The sequence below is a fragment of the Streptomyces sp. CB02414 genome (assembly GCF_001905385.1).
Taxonomy (GTDB): domain Bacteria; phylum Actinomycetota; class Actinomycetes; order Streptomycetales; family Streptomycetaceae; genus Streptomyces.
Map to the genome: position 1 here is coordinate 294,867 of NZ_LIPF01000002.1, position 15,055 is coordinate 309,921.

The 15,055-nt window shown below is 68.8% G+C and carries 12 protein-coding genes; 1 reads left to right on the plus strand and 11 read right to left on the minus strand.

Annotation, left to right across the window (positions count from 1 at the left end; all coding sequences use genetic code 11):
- Nucleotides 1-21: 21 nt before the first annotated feature.
- The gene (locus tag AMK11_RS07480) at nucleotides 22-216 is read right to left on the minus strand and encodes a hypothetical protein (protein ID WP_043380305.1); all 195 of its coding nucleotides are present in this window, start codon (nucleotides 214-216) and stop codon (nucleotides 22-24) included.
- Nucleotides 217-402: 186 nt separating this feature from the next.
- Here AMK11_RS07480 and AMK11_RS07485 point away from each other — a divergent pair, with 186 nt between their 5' ends.
- Nucleotides 403-2,529, plus strand: a complete 2,127-nt coding sequence (locus tag AMK11_RS07485) for a S9 family peptidase (RefSeq protein WP_073724492.1) — start codon at nucleotides 403-405, stop codon at nucleotides 2,527-2,529.
- Nucleotides 2,530-2,657: 128 nt separating this feature from the next.
- On the opposite strand, the gene AMK11_RS07490 is transcribed toward AMK11_RS07485, so the two are convergent.
- The 10 genes from AMK11_RS07490 to AMK11_RS07535 form a co-directional block, all read right to left on the minus strand.
- Nucleotides 2,658-3,725 carry an ABC transporter ATP-binding protein gene (locus AMK11_RS07490; protein ID WP_073724494.1) on the minus strand — a complete coding sequence of 356 codons (1,068 nt, stop codon included), beginning with the start codon at nucleotides 3,723-3,725 and terminating at the stop codon, nucleotides 2,658-2,660.
- Nucleotides 3,718-4,701: an ABC transporter ATP-binding protein gene (locus AMK11_RS07495; protein WP_073724496.1), complete on the minus strand. Its 984-nt coding sequence runs from the start codon at nucleotides 4,699-4,701 to the stop codon at nucleotides 3,718-3,720. Before AMK11_RS07495 ends, AMK11_RS07490 begins: the two co-directional genes overlap by 8 nt.
- Nucleotides 4,702-4,709: 8 nt before the next feature.
- Nucleotides 4,710-5,693 carry an ABC transporter permease gene (locus tag AMK11_RS07500; protein WP_073724498.1) on the minus strand — a complete coding sequence of 328 codons (984 nt, stop codon included), beginning with the start codon at nucleotides 5,691-5,693 and terminating at the stop codon, nucleotides 4,710-4,712.
- A complete protein-coding gene (locus tag AMK11_RS07505) occupies nucleotides 5,686-6,609 on the minus strand; it encodes an ABC transporter permease (protein ID WP_073724500.1) in 924 nt (307 codons plus the stop codon). The genes AMK11_RS07500 and AMK11_RS07505 overlap by 8 nt, the downstream gene beginning before the upstream one ends.
- Before the next feature lie 9 nt (nucleotides 6,610-6,618).
- Complete coding sequence (locus tag AMK11_RS07510; protein ID WP_073724502.1) at nucleotides 6,619-8,247, minus strand: peptide ABC transporter substrate-binding protein; 1,629 nt, start codon at nucleotides 8,245-8,247, stop codon at nucleotides 6,619-6,621.
- 237 nt (nucleotides 8,248-8,484) lie between these two features.
- Nucleotides 8,485-9,624, minus strand: coding sequence for an ABC transporter ATP-binding protein (locus tag AMK11_RS07515; protein WP_073724504.1), 1,140 nt, complete (start codon nucleotides 9,622-9,624; stop codon nucleotides 8,485-8,487).
- Nucleotides 9,625-9,651: 27 nt separating this feature from the next.
- The gene (locus AMK11_RS07520) at nucleotides 9,652-10,713 is read right to left on the minus strand and encodes an ABC transporter ATP-binding protein (protein ID WP_073724506.1); all 1,062 of its coding nucleotides are present in this window, start codon (nucleotides 10,711-10,713) and stop codon (nucleotides 9,652-9,654) included.
- A gap of 10 nt (nucleotides 10,714-10,723) precedes the next feature.
- Complete coding sequence (locus AMK11_RS07525) at nucleotides 10,724-11,701, minus strand: ABC transporter permease (protein WP_073724508.1); 978 nt, start codon at nucleotides 11,699-11,701, stop codon at nucleotides 10,724-10,726.
- Nucleotides 11,702-11,814: 113 nt separating this feature from the next.
- Nucleotides 11,815-13,614, minus strand: a complete 1,800-nt coding sequence (locus tag AMK11_RS07530; protein WP_073724510.1) for an ABC transporter substrate-binding protein — start codon at nucleotides 13,612-13,614, stop codon at nucleotides 11,815-11,817.
- A gap of 112 nt (nucleotides 13,615-13,726) precedes the next feature.
- The gene (locus AMK11_RS07535) at nucleotides 13,727-14,758 is read right to left on the minus strand and encodes an ABC transporter permease (RefSeq protein WP_073724512.1); all 1,032 of its coding nucleotides are present in this window, start codon (nucleotides 14,756-14,758) and stop codon (nucleotides 13,727-13,729) included.
- Between the last annotated feature and the right edge of the window lie 297 nt (nucleotides 14,759-15,055).

Genomic DNA, 15,055 nt, shown 5'->3' on the forward strand with positions numbered 1-15,055 from the left:
CCGATCGCGGCCACCCGGCCGTCAGAAGCTGATGCTCCCGATCATCCCCGCGATGTTCGTCGTCAGCTCACTGATCGTGGGCGCGACGGTCGAGGAGGCCAGGTAGAAGCCCAGCAGCATGCAGACGACCGCATGCCCCGCCTTCAGACCTGACTTCTTGACCAGCAGGAAGACGATGATCGCCAGCAGCACAACCGCCGAAATCGAGAGTGCCACGGCGGCTCACCTCCAATAGGCCCAGGGACATGGGGAGTCGGACGCAGTCGAACCTTGGGACAGATAAATCCACGCAGCGGGCACCTGGTTGATACCCACTGTGCGCTAGTGATCATAACTATCCGTGCGCGCGCATCTCTCGGCGCACGGCCGCACAAGGGGGCGCATGGCCAATATGGTCAAGGCATGACGACCGAGTCCGACTCCTTCCCCAAACGGCACGCCCGCACCCAGCGGTTCACGCTCGGCGCGCCGCGTTCGTTCACCGTGGCGCCCGACGGTTCACGGGTCGCCTTCCTGCGCTCCGGTTCCGGCACGGACCGGGCCAACGCCCTGTGGATCCTCGACGTCGACGAGGGCGGGGAGCGCGTCGCCGCCGACCCGCGCGCCCTCCTGGGCGGCGCCGAGGAGCATCTGCCGCCCGAGGAACGGGCGCGCCGGGAACGCAGCCGCGAGGGCGGCGCCGGCATCGTCGGCTACGCCACCGACTCGGCCCTGGAGCTGGCCTCCTTCGCCTTGTCCGGGCGCCTCTTCACGGCCGAGCTGCGGGCCGGGACCGCCCGCGAACTGTCCGTCCCCGGACCGGTGATCGACCCGCGCCCCTCCCCCGACGGCCGGCACGTCGCCTACGTCGCCCGGGGCGCCCTGCGGGTCGTCGGCTCCGAGGGGGACGACGACCGGGCGCTGGCCGAGGCGGACGCGGAGGGCGTCACGTACGGGCTCGCCGAGTTCATCGCCGCCGAGGAGATGGGCCGCAGCCGGGGCTTCTGGTGGGGGCCGGAGTCGGACCGGCTGCTGGTGGCGCGCGTGGACGACACGCCGGTGCGGCGGTGGTGGATCTCCGATCCCGCCCATCCCGACCGTGATCCACACCACGTGCCGTATCCGGCGGCGGGCACCGCCAACGCGGACGTACGGCTGTTCGTGGTCGGGCTGGACGGGGGGCGCACGGAGGTTCTGTGGGACCGGGCGCGGTACCCGTATCTGGCGCGAGTGCACTGGTCAGCGGCGGGTGCCCCGCTCCTTCTCGTACAGGCGCGCGACCAGCGCAGCCAGTTGTTCCTGGCCGTGGACACCGAGTCCGGGGCGACCCGGATGGTGCACGCCGACGAAGATCCAGTTTGGCTGGAACTCTTCCCCGGCGTCCCCTGCTGGAGTCCCTCCGGACAGCTCGTGCGGATCGCCGACGAGGGTGGCGCGCGGGTTCTGGCGGTCGGTGAACGCCCGCTCACCGGAGCCCAGTTGCACCTGCGGGCCGTACTCGACGTGTCCGGCGACGACGTGCTGGTCTCCGCGTCGGCCGGCGAGGAGGCGGAGGGTCCCGAGACGGGCGAAGTGCACGTCTACCGGGTGAACGAACTCGGCGTGGAGCGCGTCTCCCAGGAGCCCGGCGTGCACTCCGCGGTGCGCGCCGGGAACGTGACCGTTCTGGTCTCGGCGACGCTCGACCGGCCGGGGGCCCGGGTGCAGGTCCTGCGCGACGGGAAACCGGCGGCGACCGTCGCCTCGTACGCCGAAGACCCCGGTTTGTCCCCGCGCCTGACGCTCACCCAAGGGGGCGCACGCCGTGTCCCGTGCGCCGTGCTTATGCCAAGGGACTACCACGGTGACACCCCCCTCCCCGTCCTCCTGGACCCGTACGGTGGCCCGCACGGCCAGCGCGTCGTGGCCGCGCACAACGCCCACCTCACCTCGCAGTGGTTCGCCGACCAGGGGTTCGCGGTGGTCGTCGCCGACGGACGGGGCACCCCGGGCCGCTCCCCCGCCTGGGAGAAGGCCGTCAAGGACGACATCGCCGCCGTCGTCCTCCAGGACCAGGTGGACGCCCTGCACGCCCTCGCCGCCGACTTCCCGCTGGACCTGGACCGGGTGGCCATCCGGGGCTGGTCCTTCGGCGGCTACCTGGCGGCGCTGGCCGCGCTGCGCCGGCCGGACGTCTTCCACGCCGCCGTCGTCGGCGCTCCGGTCACCGACCTGCGGCTGTACGACACCCACTACCAGGAGCGCTACGTCGGCCACCCCGACGAGCAGCCGGAGGTCTACCGCCGCAACTCGGTCATCGACGACGCGGGACTCGTCGACGCCGCCGAGCCGCACCGGCCCATGATGGTCGTCCACGGGCTGGTGGACGACAACGTCGTGGTCGCCCACTCCCTGCGGCTGTCCTCGGCCCTGCTGGCCGCCGGCCGCCCGCACGAGGTGCTGCCGCTGTCCGGCGTCACGCACATGACCCCGCAGGAGTCGGTCGCCGAGAACCTGCTGCTGCTCCAGGTGGACTTCCTCAAGCGGTCGCTGAACATGCAGCGGGCCTGAGATCACCCGTGTGCGCCAACCGCTTTAACACGCGGGCAACTTCACCGACGCGGTCCCGATATACGGACACGGCACGCTGATCGGCGTACGGCCGTGCGGGTGCCGTAAGCGGGCCGGGGAGCGCCATGTCACCCCGGCCCGCTGCCGTGTCCGCCGTCTTCCGTCTCCGGCACCACCTGCTTCTCTTCGGCGAAGTGGCACGCCGAGTCGTGGGCGGCGGGCCCCTGGACGCCCCGGAACTCGGCCGGCACCGCGAGCGCCGGCACCTCCAGGGCGCAGCGCTCCCGTGCCTTCCAGCAGCGGGTGCGGAAGCGGCAGCCGGACGGGATGTTGGTCGGCGACGGGACGTCACCGGCCAGGATGATCCGCTCACGGTGCTCCCGGGCCTCCGGGTCGGGCACGGGCACGGCGGACAGCAGCGCCTGGGTGTAGGGGTGCGTCGGGTGGTCGTAGATCTCGGCGTCGCGGCCGGTCTCCACGATGCGGCCGAGGTACATCACGCCGACCCGGTCGGAGATGTGCCGGACGATCGACAGGTCGTGGGCGATGAAGATGTAGGAGAGGTCGAACTCGTCCTGGAGGCGGCCCAGCAGGTTGATCACCTGGGCCTGGACGGAGACGTCCAACGCCGAGACCGGCTCGTCGGCGACGATGATCTCGGGGCGCAGGGCGAGGCCCCGCGCGATGCCGATGCGCTGGCGCTGGCCGCCGGAGAACTGGTGGGGGTAGCGGTTGATGTACTCCGGGTTGAGGCCGACCACGTCCAGCAGGTGCTGCACCCGCCCGCGCCGGTCGCCCTTAGGGGCCACCTCCGGGTGGATGTCGTAGGCCTCCCCGATGATGTCGCCGACCGTCATGCGCGGGTTCAGGGAGGTGTAGGGGTCCTGGAAGACCATCTGGATGTTGCGGCGTACGGCCTTCAGGGCCTTTCCGGACAGCCGGGTGATGTCCTCGCCCTTGTAGCGGATCTCGCCGGCCGTCGGCTTCTCCAGGTTGACCAGCATCTTGGCGACCGTGGACTTGCCGCAGCCGGACTCGCCGACGATGCCCAGGGTCTCCCCGCGGGCCAGCGTGAAGTCGACGCCGTCGACGGCCTTCACCGCGCCGACCTGCTTCTTGAAGAGGATGCCGGAGGTCAGCGGGTAGTGCTTGACCAGACCGCGGACTTCGAGGAGCGGCTCGGTGGTCTCAGCCATGCAGGCACTCCCTCCAGAAGTGGCAGGCGCTGCCCCGCTCGACGTCGGACTCCGTCACCTCGTACAGGGGCGGTACGTCGGTGCGGCAGACGTCCTGGGCCATCGGGCAGCGCGGGTGGAAGGCGCAGCCGGGCGGGATGCGGGTGAGGTTGGGCGGCAGGCCCTTGATGGCGTACAGCTCCTGGCCCTTCTGGTCCAGGCGCGGGATCGACTCCAGCAGGCCGCGGGTGTAGGGGTGGGCGGGCGCCTTGTAGATGTCGTGGACGGGGGCGGTCTCGACGATCCGGCCCGCGTACATCACCGCGATCTTGTCGGCGACGTCGGCGACGACGCCGAGGTCGTGGGTGATGAGGATCAGGCCCATGTGCAGCTCGCGCTGGAGTTCCGCGAGCAGGTCCATGACCTGGGCCTGGACGGTGACGTCGAGGGCGGTGGTGGGCTCGTCGGCGATGATGAGCTTCGGCTCCAGGGCCATCGCCATGGCGATCATGATGCGCTGGCGCATGCCGCCGGAGAACTGGTGCGGGTACTGCCGCACCCGCTCCCGGGCGGCCGGGATGCGCACCCGGTCCATCAGCTCGACGGCCTTGGTGTGGGCGTCCTTGCGGGACATGCCGCGGTGCACGGTGAACATCTCGGCGAGCTGGGCGCCGACGGTCAGGACGGGGTTGAGCGAGGACAGCGCGTCCTGGAAGATCATCGCCATCTCGGCGCCGCGGACCTTCCGGCGTTCCTCCTCCTTCAGCTTCAGCAGGTCCCGGCCCTCGAAGAGGACCTCGCCGGCCGTGATCCGGCCGGGCGGCGTGTCGAGGATGCCCATGACCGTCTGGGCGGTGACGGACTTGCCGGAGCCGGACTCGCCGAGGACGGCCAGGGTCTCGCCCGCGTCCACGCCGTAGCTGACGCCGTTGACGGCCTTGGCGACGCCGTCCCGGGTGTGGAACTCCACGTGCAGGTCGCGCACTTCGAGCAGCATGCGGCGGCTCACCTCAGCTTCGGGTCGAGGGCGTCGCGCACCGCGTCGCCGAGCATGATGAACGCGAGGACGGTGATGGCGAGGGCCCCGGAGGGCCAGAGCAGGGCGTGCGGGGCGTTGCGTACGTAGGGGGCGGCGGCGGAGATGTCGATGCCCCAGGAGACGCTGGGCGGCTTGAGGCCGACGCCGAGGAAGGACAGGGTCGCCTCCAGGGAGATGTAGGTGCCGAGCGCGATGGTGGCGACGACGATGACCGGCGCGATCGCGTTGGGCGCGATGTGGCGCAGCAGGAGGCGGGAGTTGGAGGCGCCGAGCGCGCGGGCCGCCTGGACGTAGTCGTTCTGCTTGGCGGTGATGACGGAGCCGCGGGCGATGCGGGAGATCTGCGGCCAGCCGAGCAGCACGATGAAGCCGATGACCGGCCAGACGGTGTTGCTGGTGATGACGGAGAGCAGGACCAGGCCGCCGAGGACGACCGGGATCGCGAAGAACACGTCGGTGATCCGGGACAGGATCGCGTCGCCCGCGCCGCCGAAGAACCCGGCGAGCCCGCCCAGCACGCTGCCGAGGACGGCGACCCCGAGCGTGGCGAGGACACCGACCGCCACCGACGTACGGGCGCCGTAGACGGTGCGGGTGTAGACGTCGCAGCCCTGGCCGTTGAAGCCGAAGGGGTGGCCGGACTGGGAGCCCTCCTGGGCCTTGGCCAGGTCGCACTTGAGGGGGCTGCCGGAGGCGATCAGGGACGGCCAGATGGAGATGACGATCAGGAAGAGGATCACCAGGGCCGAGATGATGAAGACGGGGTTGCGGCGCAGGTCGTGCCAGGCGTCGGACCAGAGGCTGCGGGGCTTGTCCCGGGGGTCCGCCCCGTCCGGTCCCGGCGGCTGCTCCAGGGTGACCGCCTCGCTCGCGCCCAGGTCCATCTGCCCGCCCATGCCGGTGCCGGCGACGGCGCGCTCGGGCTCGTAGGGCTGCTGCTGGTCAGGCATAGCGGATCCTCGGGTCGAGTACGGCGTACAGGAGGTCGACGAGGAGGTTGGCGACGAGGAAGACGAGGACCAGGACGGTGACGAAGCCGACGACGGTCTGGGTGTTCTGGCGCAGGATGCCCTGGTAGAGCTGGTAGCCGACGCCGTGGATGTTGAAGATCCGCTCGGTGACGATGGCGCCGCCCATCAGGGCGCCGATGTCGGTGCCGATGAAGGTGACGACGGGGATGAGGGAGTTGCGCAGCAGGTGCCGGGTGATGACCCGGTGCCGGGGCAGGCCCTTGGCGATGGCGGTGCGCACGTAGTCGGAGCGCCGGTTCTCCGCGATGGAGGTGCGGGTCAGGCGGGTGACGTACGCCAGGGAGACCGAGGCGAGGACCAGTCCGGGGACGATCAGCTCGCGGAAGGGGGCCTCGGTGGAGACGGCCGGGTCGATCCAGCCCCACTTGACACCGAGGAGGAGCTGGAGGAGGAGGCCGGTGACGAAGGTGGGGACGGAGATGACGACGAGGGTCAGGAGCAGCACCCCGGTGTCGACGGGGCGGCCGCGGCGCAGACCGGTGACGACGCCCAGGACGATGCCGACGACGATCTCGAAGAGGATCGCCACGATGGTCAGCCGGATGGTGACCGGGAAGGCGGTGCCCATCAGCTCGGTGACCGGCTGGCCGTTGAAGGCGGTGCCGAAGTCGCCGGTGAAGAGGTTGCCCATGTAGGTGACGTACTGCTGCCACACGGGCTGGTCGAGGCCGAACTCGTGCCGCAGCTGCGCCGCCGTCGCCGGGTCGCACTCCCGGTCGCCGCAGAGTCCCGCGATGGGGTCGCCCATCACGTTGACCATCAGGAAGATCAGCAGCGTGGCCCCGATGAAGACCGGGATCATCTGGAGCAGCCGCCGGACGACGTAGCGTCCCATGGCGCCCCCTCAGCCGACCTTGATCTCGTTGTAGACCGGGACGCTGAACGGGTTGAGCTCCACGTTGGACAGCCGCTGCGAGTAGCCGGCGCTGCCGTTCTGGTACCAGAGCGGGATGGCGCCCATCTCGTCCCTCAGGACCTCCTCGGCCTGCTGGAAGAGGCCGATGGCCTTGGCCGTGTCGGTCTCGGCGTTGGCCTGGTCGACGAGGTCGTCGAACTTCTCGTTGGACCACTTGCCGTCGTTGGAGGAGGCGTTGGTGTAGTAGAGCGGCTGGAGGAAGTTCTGGATGAGCGGGTAGTCCATCTGCCAGCCGGCGCGGAACGGGCCGCTCATCTTCTGGTCGGTGATCTGGTTGCGGAAGTCGGCGAAGGTGCCGACCGGGTTCCCGACGCAGGCGCGGTCGTTGTCCAGGGCGTTGTTGATGGAGTTGCAGACCGCGTCGACCCACTGCTTGTGGGAGCCGGTGTCGGCGTTGTACGTGATCTTGACCTGGCCACCGGGGAGGCCGCCGCCGTCCTTGATCAGCTGCTTGGCCTCGTCGGGCTTGTACTCGCAGGCCTCGCCGCACAGACCGGCCTTGTAGCCGCCGTCCTCGCCGAGGACGGGCGAGGTCCAGTCGGTGGCCGGGGTGCGGGTCTGCTGGAAGATCGTGTCGGTGATCTGCTTGCGGTCGATCGCCATGGACAGGCCCTTGCGGACCTTCTCGGCGCCGGGCTTGCTCCAGTCGTTGTCGTAGAACGGGAAGGCGATGGTCTGGATGATGCCGGCCGGGGTGTTGATGTACCGGTCGCCGAGGTCGCTCTTGACGTTTTTGAGCTGGGCGGCGGGGATGTCGTCGACGAGGTCGAGGTTGCCGGCCATCAGGTCGGTGTAGGCGGTGTTGTTGTCGGTGTAGACCTTGAGGTCGACGCCGCCGTTCTGCGCCTTGTCCGGGCCGGGGTACTCCTCCCACTTGCGCAGCGACATCTGGGAGCCGCGGGTGTAGTTGTCCACCATGTACGGGCCGTTGCCGATGGGCTTCTTCAGCCAGGCGTCGTGGTCGTCGAAGAAGGCCCGGGGCAGCGGCGCGAAGGCCGGGTAGCCGAGGGTGTCGGGGAAGGTGGAGAACTTCTGGCTGAGCTTCACGGTGAAGGTGAGCGGCCCGGTGACCTTCAGCCCGGAGAGGGTGTCGGCGCTCTGCTCACCGCTTTCGGGGTGCACCTTGTCGTAGCCGTCGATGTACGCGAAGAAGTACGCGTTGCGCTGGTTGTTCTTCAGGCTCGCGCCGTAGTTCCAGGCGTCCACGAAGGACTGGGCGGTGACCTTCTCGCCGTTGGAGAAGGTCCAGCCGTCCTTGACGGTGATGGTGAAGTTCTGCGAGTCGGAGGTCTCGATCTTCTCGGCGAGCATGTTCTGCGCCTCGCCGGTCTCCGGGTCGTACTTCTTCAGCCCCCGGAAGATCATGTCGAGGACCTTGCCGCCCTGCACCTCGTTGGTGTTGGCCGGCTCCAGCGGGTTCTGCGGGTCGCCCCAGGAGGAGCTGAGCACGGCGCCCGCGTCTCCCCCGCCGCTCCCGCCCCCGCCGCCGCAGCCCGCCGCCGCGAGGACTGCCACCGCCGCGCAAACGGCCCATCTGGCGTGCCCGACTCCGCGCATGGGGTGCCTCCTCGTGCCCTGACCCGTCCGGCTCGTTCCCCGACGCGTCCGCTGATCTCTCCGCTGATCCATTACCGGCCAGCATCAGGGGGCGGGCACGAAAACGCCCGTTCGTCCGGTCCGTACGGGTACGGCACTGCTCCGGACGGGGGGGACAGAACACACGGGGACACACGAGAACCGGGGCGGGAGCCCGTGCTCCCGCCCCGGTTCCGGGGTGCCGTGCCGGCGGCCGGCTCAGCCCTTGGCGAGCTTCGCGCCGTCGCCGTCCTCCAGGGCCTTCAGCCCCGGGTCCATCACGACGTCCTCGGCCCGCGCCTCGATGGTCGGCTCCTCCGGGAAGTGACAGGCGGTCAGGTGACCCGCCTTGCTGCCCTCGATGCGGACCAGCGGCGGCTCCTCGGTCGCGCACTTGTCCTGTGCCTTCCAGCACCGGGTGCGGAACCGGCAGCCGGACGGCGGGGCGATCGGCGAGGGGACGTCGCCCTCCAGGCGGATGCGCTCCCTCTTGTCGCCGTCGATGTCGGCTTCCGGCACCGCGGACAGCAGCGCGTGGGTGTACGGGTGCCGGGGCCGGGTGTAGATCGACTCGCGGTCCGCGATCTCCACGATCTTGCCGAGGTACATCACCGCGACGCGCTGCGAGAAGTGGCGCACGATCGCCAGGTCGTGGGCGATGAAGACGAAGGCGATGCCCATCTCCCGCTGCACTTCCTGCAGCAGGTTCACCACCTGGGCCTGGATCGACACGTCCAGCGCCGAGACCGGCTCGTCGGCGACGATCAGCTTGGGCTCCAGGGCGACGGCGCGCGCGACGCCGATGCGCTGGCGCTGACCGCCGGAGAACTCGTGCGGGAAGCGGTTGTAGTGCTCCGGGTTGAGACCGACGATCTCCAGGAGCTCCCGGACGCGCTTCTCACGGCCGCCGGGCGGGTTGATCCCGTTGATCTCCATCGGGCCCGAGATGATCGTGCCGACCGTCTGCCGCGGGTTCAGCGACGCGTACGGGTCCTGGAAGATCATCTGGATCTCGGACCTGATCGGCGCCAGCTGCCGCCGGTTGGCGCGGGTGATGTCCTGGCCCTTGTACTGGATGTTGCCCTGAGTGGGCTCGTACAGCCGGGTCAGCAGCCGGCCGGTGGTCGACTTGCCGCAGCCCGACTCGCCGACCAGGCCGAGGCTCTCGCCCGGGTAGACCTCGAAGTCGACGCCGTCGACGGCCTTGACGTGGCCGACGGTGCGCTTGATCGGGAAGCCGCCCTTGATCGGGAAGTGCTTCGTCAGGCCGCTGACCTTGAGGAGCGGTCCGCCGTCGCCGTCCCGCTGCTGCGGGATCGGGTCGGCCACCGCCGTGGTCGTCTTGCTGTTGTCGCTCATGGTGATGCCCCAGTCGCCGGTTTCCGCTCAGCCCAGCCGGGGCTGAATCTTCTCGATGAACGCCTGCTGCCGCTGTTCCCCCGTCAGGTGACAGGCCGCGGCCCGCCCGGCGGCGAGTGTCGGCCGCTCACCGGAGCAGCGGCCCCCGGACACCTTGTCGGTGAAGGCGCACCGCGGGTGGAACGCGCAGCCCGAGGGCGGGTTGAGCAGCGAGGGCGGCGACCCGGGAATGGGCAGCAGCGGCTCGTCCACGTCGGACGCGAGCCTCGGCATGGAGCCGAGCAGCCCCCAGGTGTACGGGTGCTGAGGCGTCTTGAGCACCTCGCGCACCGACCCGCGCTCCACGGCCCGGCCCGCGTACATCACGAGGATGTCGTCGGCCATGTTGGCGACCACGCCGAGGTCGTGGGTGATCATGATGATGGCGGAGCCGAACTCCTGCTGCAGGTCCTTGAGCAGGTCGAGGATCTGCGCCTGCACCGTCACGTCGAGTGCCGTGGTCGGCTCGTCGGCGATGAGCAGGTCAGGGTCGCAGGCGAGCGCCATGGCGATCATGGCACGCTGCCGCATACCGCCGGAGAACTGGTGCGGGTAGTCGTCGACCCGCTTCTGCGGGTGCGGGATGCCGACCTTCTCCAGCAGGTCGATGGCGCGCACCCGGGCGTCCTTCTTGGAGGCGCCGGTGTGCTTCATGAACGGCTCGCCGATCTGCCGGCCGACCGTGTAGTACGGCGACAGCGCGGTCAGCGCGTCCTGGAAGATCATCGCCATCTTCTTGCCGCGCAGCGTCTCCAGCTGCTTCTCACCGGCGCCGGTCAGCTCCTGGCCGTCCAGCGTGATCGACCCGTCGATGGCGGTCTTGCGGCGGTCGTGCAGGCCGAGGACGGCCAGGTTGGTCACCGACTTGCCGGAGCCGGACTCGCCCACGATGCCGAGGGTCTTGCCGCGCTCCAGGTCGAAGGAGAGCCCGTCCACCGCCTTGACGACGCCGCCCTCGGTGGAGAAGTGGACCTTGAGGTCGCGCACCGAGAGGAAGGCGTCCCCCGAGGCGGCGGCAGCGGCCTCTTCGGGCTTGGTCTGAGTGGTCACGGTGGTTCTCCTAGGACAGGCGCACGCGCGGGTCGATGACGGCGTACATGGCGTCCACGATCAGGTTGAAGACGATGATGAGCGCGGCACTGACGAGCATGACGCCCATCAGCATCGGCAGGTCCTTGTTGGTGACGGAGTCCAGTGCGAGCCGGCCGATGCCGGCCAGACCGAACGTCATCTCCGTGACCATGCCACCGCCCATGAGCGCCGACAGGTCGATGCCGAGGATGGTGACGATGGGGATGAGGGAGCCGCGCCAGGCGTAGCGGAAGAAGGTGTAGTTGCCCGACATGCCCTTGGCGCGGGCCGCTCTCACATGCTCTTCCTGTAGCTGCTCGATCATCGACGAGCGGCTCATCCGGGTGTAGTTGGCGGTGAAGATGGTCGCCATGACCAGCCAGGGGATCAGCAGACCCATGAACCAGCCGCCGAGGTCCTCGGAGAAGGGCACGTACTTCGGCTTCTCCAGCCAGCCGGTGGAGTACACCAGCGGGATCATCACCAGCGGGCCGAGGAAGTAGATCTGCAGGGAGCTGATGACCAGCGAGCTGGAGCTGAAGGTCTTGTCGATCCAGGTGCCGCGGAACTTGGCGGCCAGCAGGCCGGCGCCGAGGCCGACGGTGAGGAAGACCAGGAGGCTGCCGAGGGTCAGCGAGATGGTCAGCGGGAAGCGGTCCAGGATCGTGTCCCAGACGTTCTGGTCGTTGGCGAAGGACACACCGAAGCAGGGGGCCGGGCAGTGCCCGACGGCGAAGTCGCGGCCGGCGAAGATCCCGACCATGAAGTCCCAGTACTGGACGGTGACCGGCTTGTCGAGGCCCAGGTTCTTGTGGATGATCGCCAGCGCGTCCGGAGTGCAGTTCTTGCCACAGGCCAGCATGGCCGGGTCCTGCGGGATCGCGAAGAACATGAAGAACGTGAACGCACTGATCAGCAGAAGGATCAGCGCCGCGCCGAATGTCCGGCGAATGAGGAATTGAAGCATGGCAGACAGCTGCTCTCAGGACGGCGGCAGTCGGGTGGGAGGTCTGGGAGGGGTCCGGGGCCGGTGGTGGGCGCTCCGCCGCGCACCCACCACCGGACTCCCGACCGAGCGGGCTACTTCTTCAGGAAGATCCGCGTCACGTCCACGTAGCTGGTGTCGTGGCTGTAGCGGATGCCGCCGATGTTCGAACCGAAGATCTGGAAGACCTTGGTGTAGTACAGCGGGGCGGCCGGGTTGATCTCCGTGGAGATGTACTTGGCCAGCTCGGCCCACGCCTTGGTGGCCTCGGCCGTGTCCGTGATCTTCTCGATGCGCTTGATCTCGGAGTTGACGTGGTCGTCGTTGATGTGCGAGTAGTTCGACGCGCCGTCCTGGATCTGCGTGCCGTCGTACACCGGCGGGATGACCGTGGAGGCGGACGGCCAGTCCTGGCCCCAGCCGGTCATGTACAGGTCGTAGCCGTTCTTGACCTTACCGACCTGCTCGTACCAGGTGGCGGAGTCGATCTCCTTCTTCTGGATGTCCAGGCCGATCCTTTCCAGCGCGTCGGCGATCAGAACGGCCTGCTTCTGACGGGTCGGCGTGTTGGCGTAGGCGTAGACGAGGCTCTTGCCCTCGAAGCCGCCTTCCTTGATCAGCTTCTTGGCGGCCTCGATGTCGCCGTTGGGCTTCTTCAGGCGGTTGAACGGGTCGAACTCCGCGTCGTAGCCCGGAGTGGTGGGCGAGATCAGCGAGTTGGCGACCTCACCGCCGTAGGCACCGCCGTCGGCCTTGAAGACGGAGTCGGAGGGCATCGCCAGGGTGATGGCATCGCGGAGCTTCTTGTCCTTGATGCGGTCCATGTTGAAGTTGAGCTGCCACACGTAGGGCGCGTAACCCTGGATGGTGCGCTTCATCGCCTCCTTGTTGCTCACCACCTTCTGGAGCTGGGTGGTGGCGACCTGACCCGTGAACATCATGGCGTTCTTGGCGTCGCCCTGGTCCGCGAGGAGGGTCTTGGTCTGGCTCTCGTCGTCGGCGTTCATCGAGATGTTGAAGCCGTCGACGTACTGGTGGCGCACGGAGTCGGACTTCGCGGTCCACTGGTCGTTCTTGACCAGCTTCATGGACTTGCCCGGCTTGAACTCGGCGATCTTGTACGGGCCGACGGCGACCGGGTCGGAGTCGTACTTCTCCTTGGTGTCCGTCTCCTCCGGGACGACGCTGTAACCGGGCATGGTCAGCATCTGCGGGAGGTCGGGACGCGGGGTGTTGAAGTGGAAGACGATCGTCTTCTCGTCCGGCGTCTCCAGGACGGAGTCGGGCAGGTGCTTGCCCTTGTCCGGGCCCGCGTACGCGTCGCGGTAGGTGGTGCCGGCGCCGGACAGCCACTGCTGCAGGTAGGTCGGGCCGTCGGTGATGTAGTTCGAGTACAGGCGCTCGACCGTGTTGCGGATGTCCGCGGAGTTGATCGGGTTGCCGTTCTCGTCCTTCAGGTCGTCCTTCAGGGTGTACGTCCAGGTCTTGCCGCCGTCCGACGACTTGCCCGAGTCGGTGGCGAGGTCGCCCACGACGGTCAGGTTGCCCTGGTCGTCCTCGGCGTACTGGGTCAGGCCGCGGAAGATGAGGCGGCTGAGCAGCTTGCCGTCCGAGACGTAGATCTGGCCCGGGTCCAGGTGCGAGAAGTCCGCCTCCTGGTAGACCGTCACGGTGCCGCCCGGCTTGGCGCCCGGCACCTCGGGGGCCGGACCGGTCGACGCCTGCGCGTCACCGATCTGGACCGGCTTCGACTGCGACTTGGCGTCCTCCTTGGTCTTGCTCTTGTCCTTGGAGGAGCTGTCGCTGCCGCCACCACCGCAGGCGGTGAGAGTCAGGGCGCCGGCCGCGACCGCGACTATCGCGGCCGTGGCGGTGCGGTTACGGAAGATGCTCATAGGGACGAATCCACCTGCCTGTGAGTAGTGAACACTGCTGGTACGTGGCCGGGGGCGGGCTGAGCGGCGCCGGGCCGGCCGGGCGGGGGTGTGGGGGGATTCCCCTGGGGGATCAGCGGCTCGACTTGGGATCGAAGGCGTCCCGCACCGAGTCGCCGAGGAGGTTGAAGGCCACCATGAAGACCACCATGGCCACTCCGGGGAAGAGCATGTAGTACGGGTCCTGCTCGACGATGTTGGCGCCGATGGCGAACATCCGTCCCCAGTCCGGCGTGGGCTCGACGTAGCCGACGCCCACGAAGGAGAGGAAGGCGATGCTGAGGATGGTGCTCGGCAGCGTCAGCGTCGCCTGTACCAGCGTGGGAGTGACGATGTTGGGCAGCAGTTCCTTGCGGATGATGCGCCAGGGCGAGGCCCCGGAGATGCGCGCCGCCTCGACGAACTCCCGGTCGCGCAGGGAGAGGGTGGCGCCGCGGACGATGCGGGCCATGCTCATCCAGCCCAGGAAGGAGAGGACGATGATGATGGCGGAGGCCCGCACGTAGGTGGGCGTCTCCTTGTCGGGGGCGACGAAGACCGTGGTGATGACGGGCATCGCGGCGACGAAGAACAGCTGGCTGGGCAGGGCCATGAAGAAGTCGGTCACCCGGCCGAGCCAGTAGTCGATCTTCCCGCCGAAGTAGCCGCCGGTGAGACCGATCAGCACGCCCAGGATCGTCATGATGAGGGTCGCGGCCAGGGCGGTGGCGATCGAGTTGCGCATGCCGTACAGCAGCTGCGTGAACACGTCGCGGCCCAGGCCCGGTTCGATGCCGAACCAGAACTCGCCGGTGATGCCGCCGAACGGCGCCGCCGGCATGGTGAACATGTCCAGCAGCTCGGGCCGCTCCTGCCCGTAGAGCGTGTACGGGTCCTTGCCGTAGACCTTCGAGATCAGCGGCGCCGCGGCGGAGATCACGAAGAAGAAGAGGACGACGCATGCCGAGATGACACCGGCCCGGTCGCGCTTGAAGCGCGCCCACATCAACTGCCCGGGCTTCTGCCCCGCCGGCTCCTTCGGCTTGTCGGCGTCACCCTTGGGCGCGCTCTCCTTGTCCAAGACGGAAGAGGCTTCAGCACCCTCAAGCTCGATTGGACTCGTCATGATTCGTCCGTTTCACAGGTTGGAGGTCGTCGGGGATGCACTGCGGTCCGACGGCCTTCGCACGGCGTACGTCATTCGCAGCGCGCGAGGGGAACAACGACGGAGGGGCGTCACCACCCCTGGGGAACCCTGGCTCGCGGTCGGGGCCTACCGACCGACGGAACGAGTCGTCAAGGGAGTTCGCGACGTCGCGTCGCTACCGCAACCACCGTGACGGCACAGGACGCGCCCGCGGGGCCTTCAGCCGCCATCGGGGACGATGCGACCCATATGGCGCTTGTGGCACCTCGCATGGGT

Bases quoted from the DNA above. Each gene is read 5' to 3' on its own strand.
- AMK11_RS07500 (WP_073724498.1), bottom strand. From the start codon at position 5,693: ATGCCTGACCAGCAGCAGCCCTACGAGCCCGAGCGCGCCGTCGCCGGC.
- AMK11_RS07510 (WP_073724502.1), bottom strand. From the start codon at position 8,247: ATGCGCGGAGTCGGGCACGCCAGATGGGCCGTTTGCGCGGCGGTGGCA.
- AMK11_RS07530 (WP_073724510.1), bottom strand. From the start codon at position 13,614: ATGAGCATCTTCCGTAACCGCACCGCCACGGCCGCGATAGTCGCGGTC.
- AMK11_RS07490 (WP_073724494.1), bottom strand. From the start codon at position 3,725: ATGGCTGAGACCACCGAGCCGCTCCTCGAAGTCCGCGGTCTGGTCAAG.
- AMK11_RS07525 (WP_073724508.1), bottom strand. From the start codon at position 11,701: ATGCTTCAATTCCTCATTCGCCGGACATTCGGCGCGGCGCTGATCCTT.
- AMK11_RS07495 (WP_073724496.1), bottom strand. From the start codon at position 4,701: ATGCTGCTCGAAGTGCGCGACCTGCACGTGGAGTTCCACACCCGGGAC.
- AMK11_RS07485 (WP_073724492.1), top strand. From the start codon at position 403: ATGACGACCGAGTCCGACTCCTTCCCCAAACGGCACGCCCGCACCCAG.
- AMK11_RS07505 (WP_073724500.1), bottom strand. From the start codon at position 6,609: ATGGGACGCTACGTCGTCCGGCGGCTGCTCCAGATGATCCCGGTCTTC.
- AMK11_RS07535 (WP_073724512.1), bottom strand. From the start codon at position 14,758: ATGACGAGTCCAATCGAGCTTGAGGGTGCTGAAGCCTCTTCCGTCTTG.
- AMK11_RS07515 (WP_073724504.1), bottom strand. From the start codon at position 9,624: ATGAGCGACAACAGCAAGACGACCACGGCGGTGGCCGACCCGATCCCG.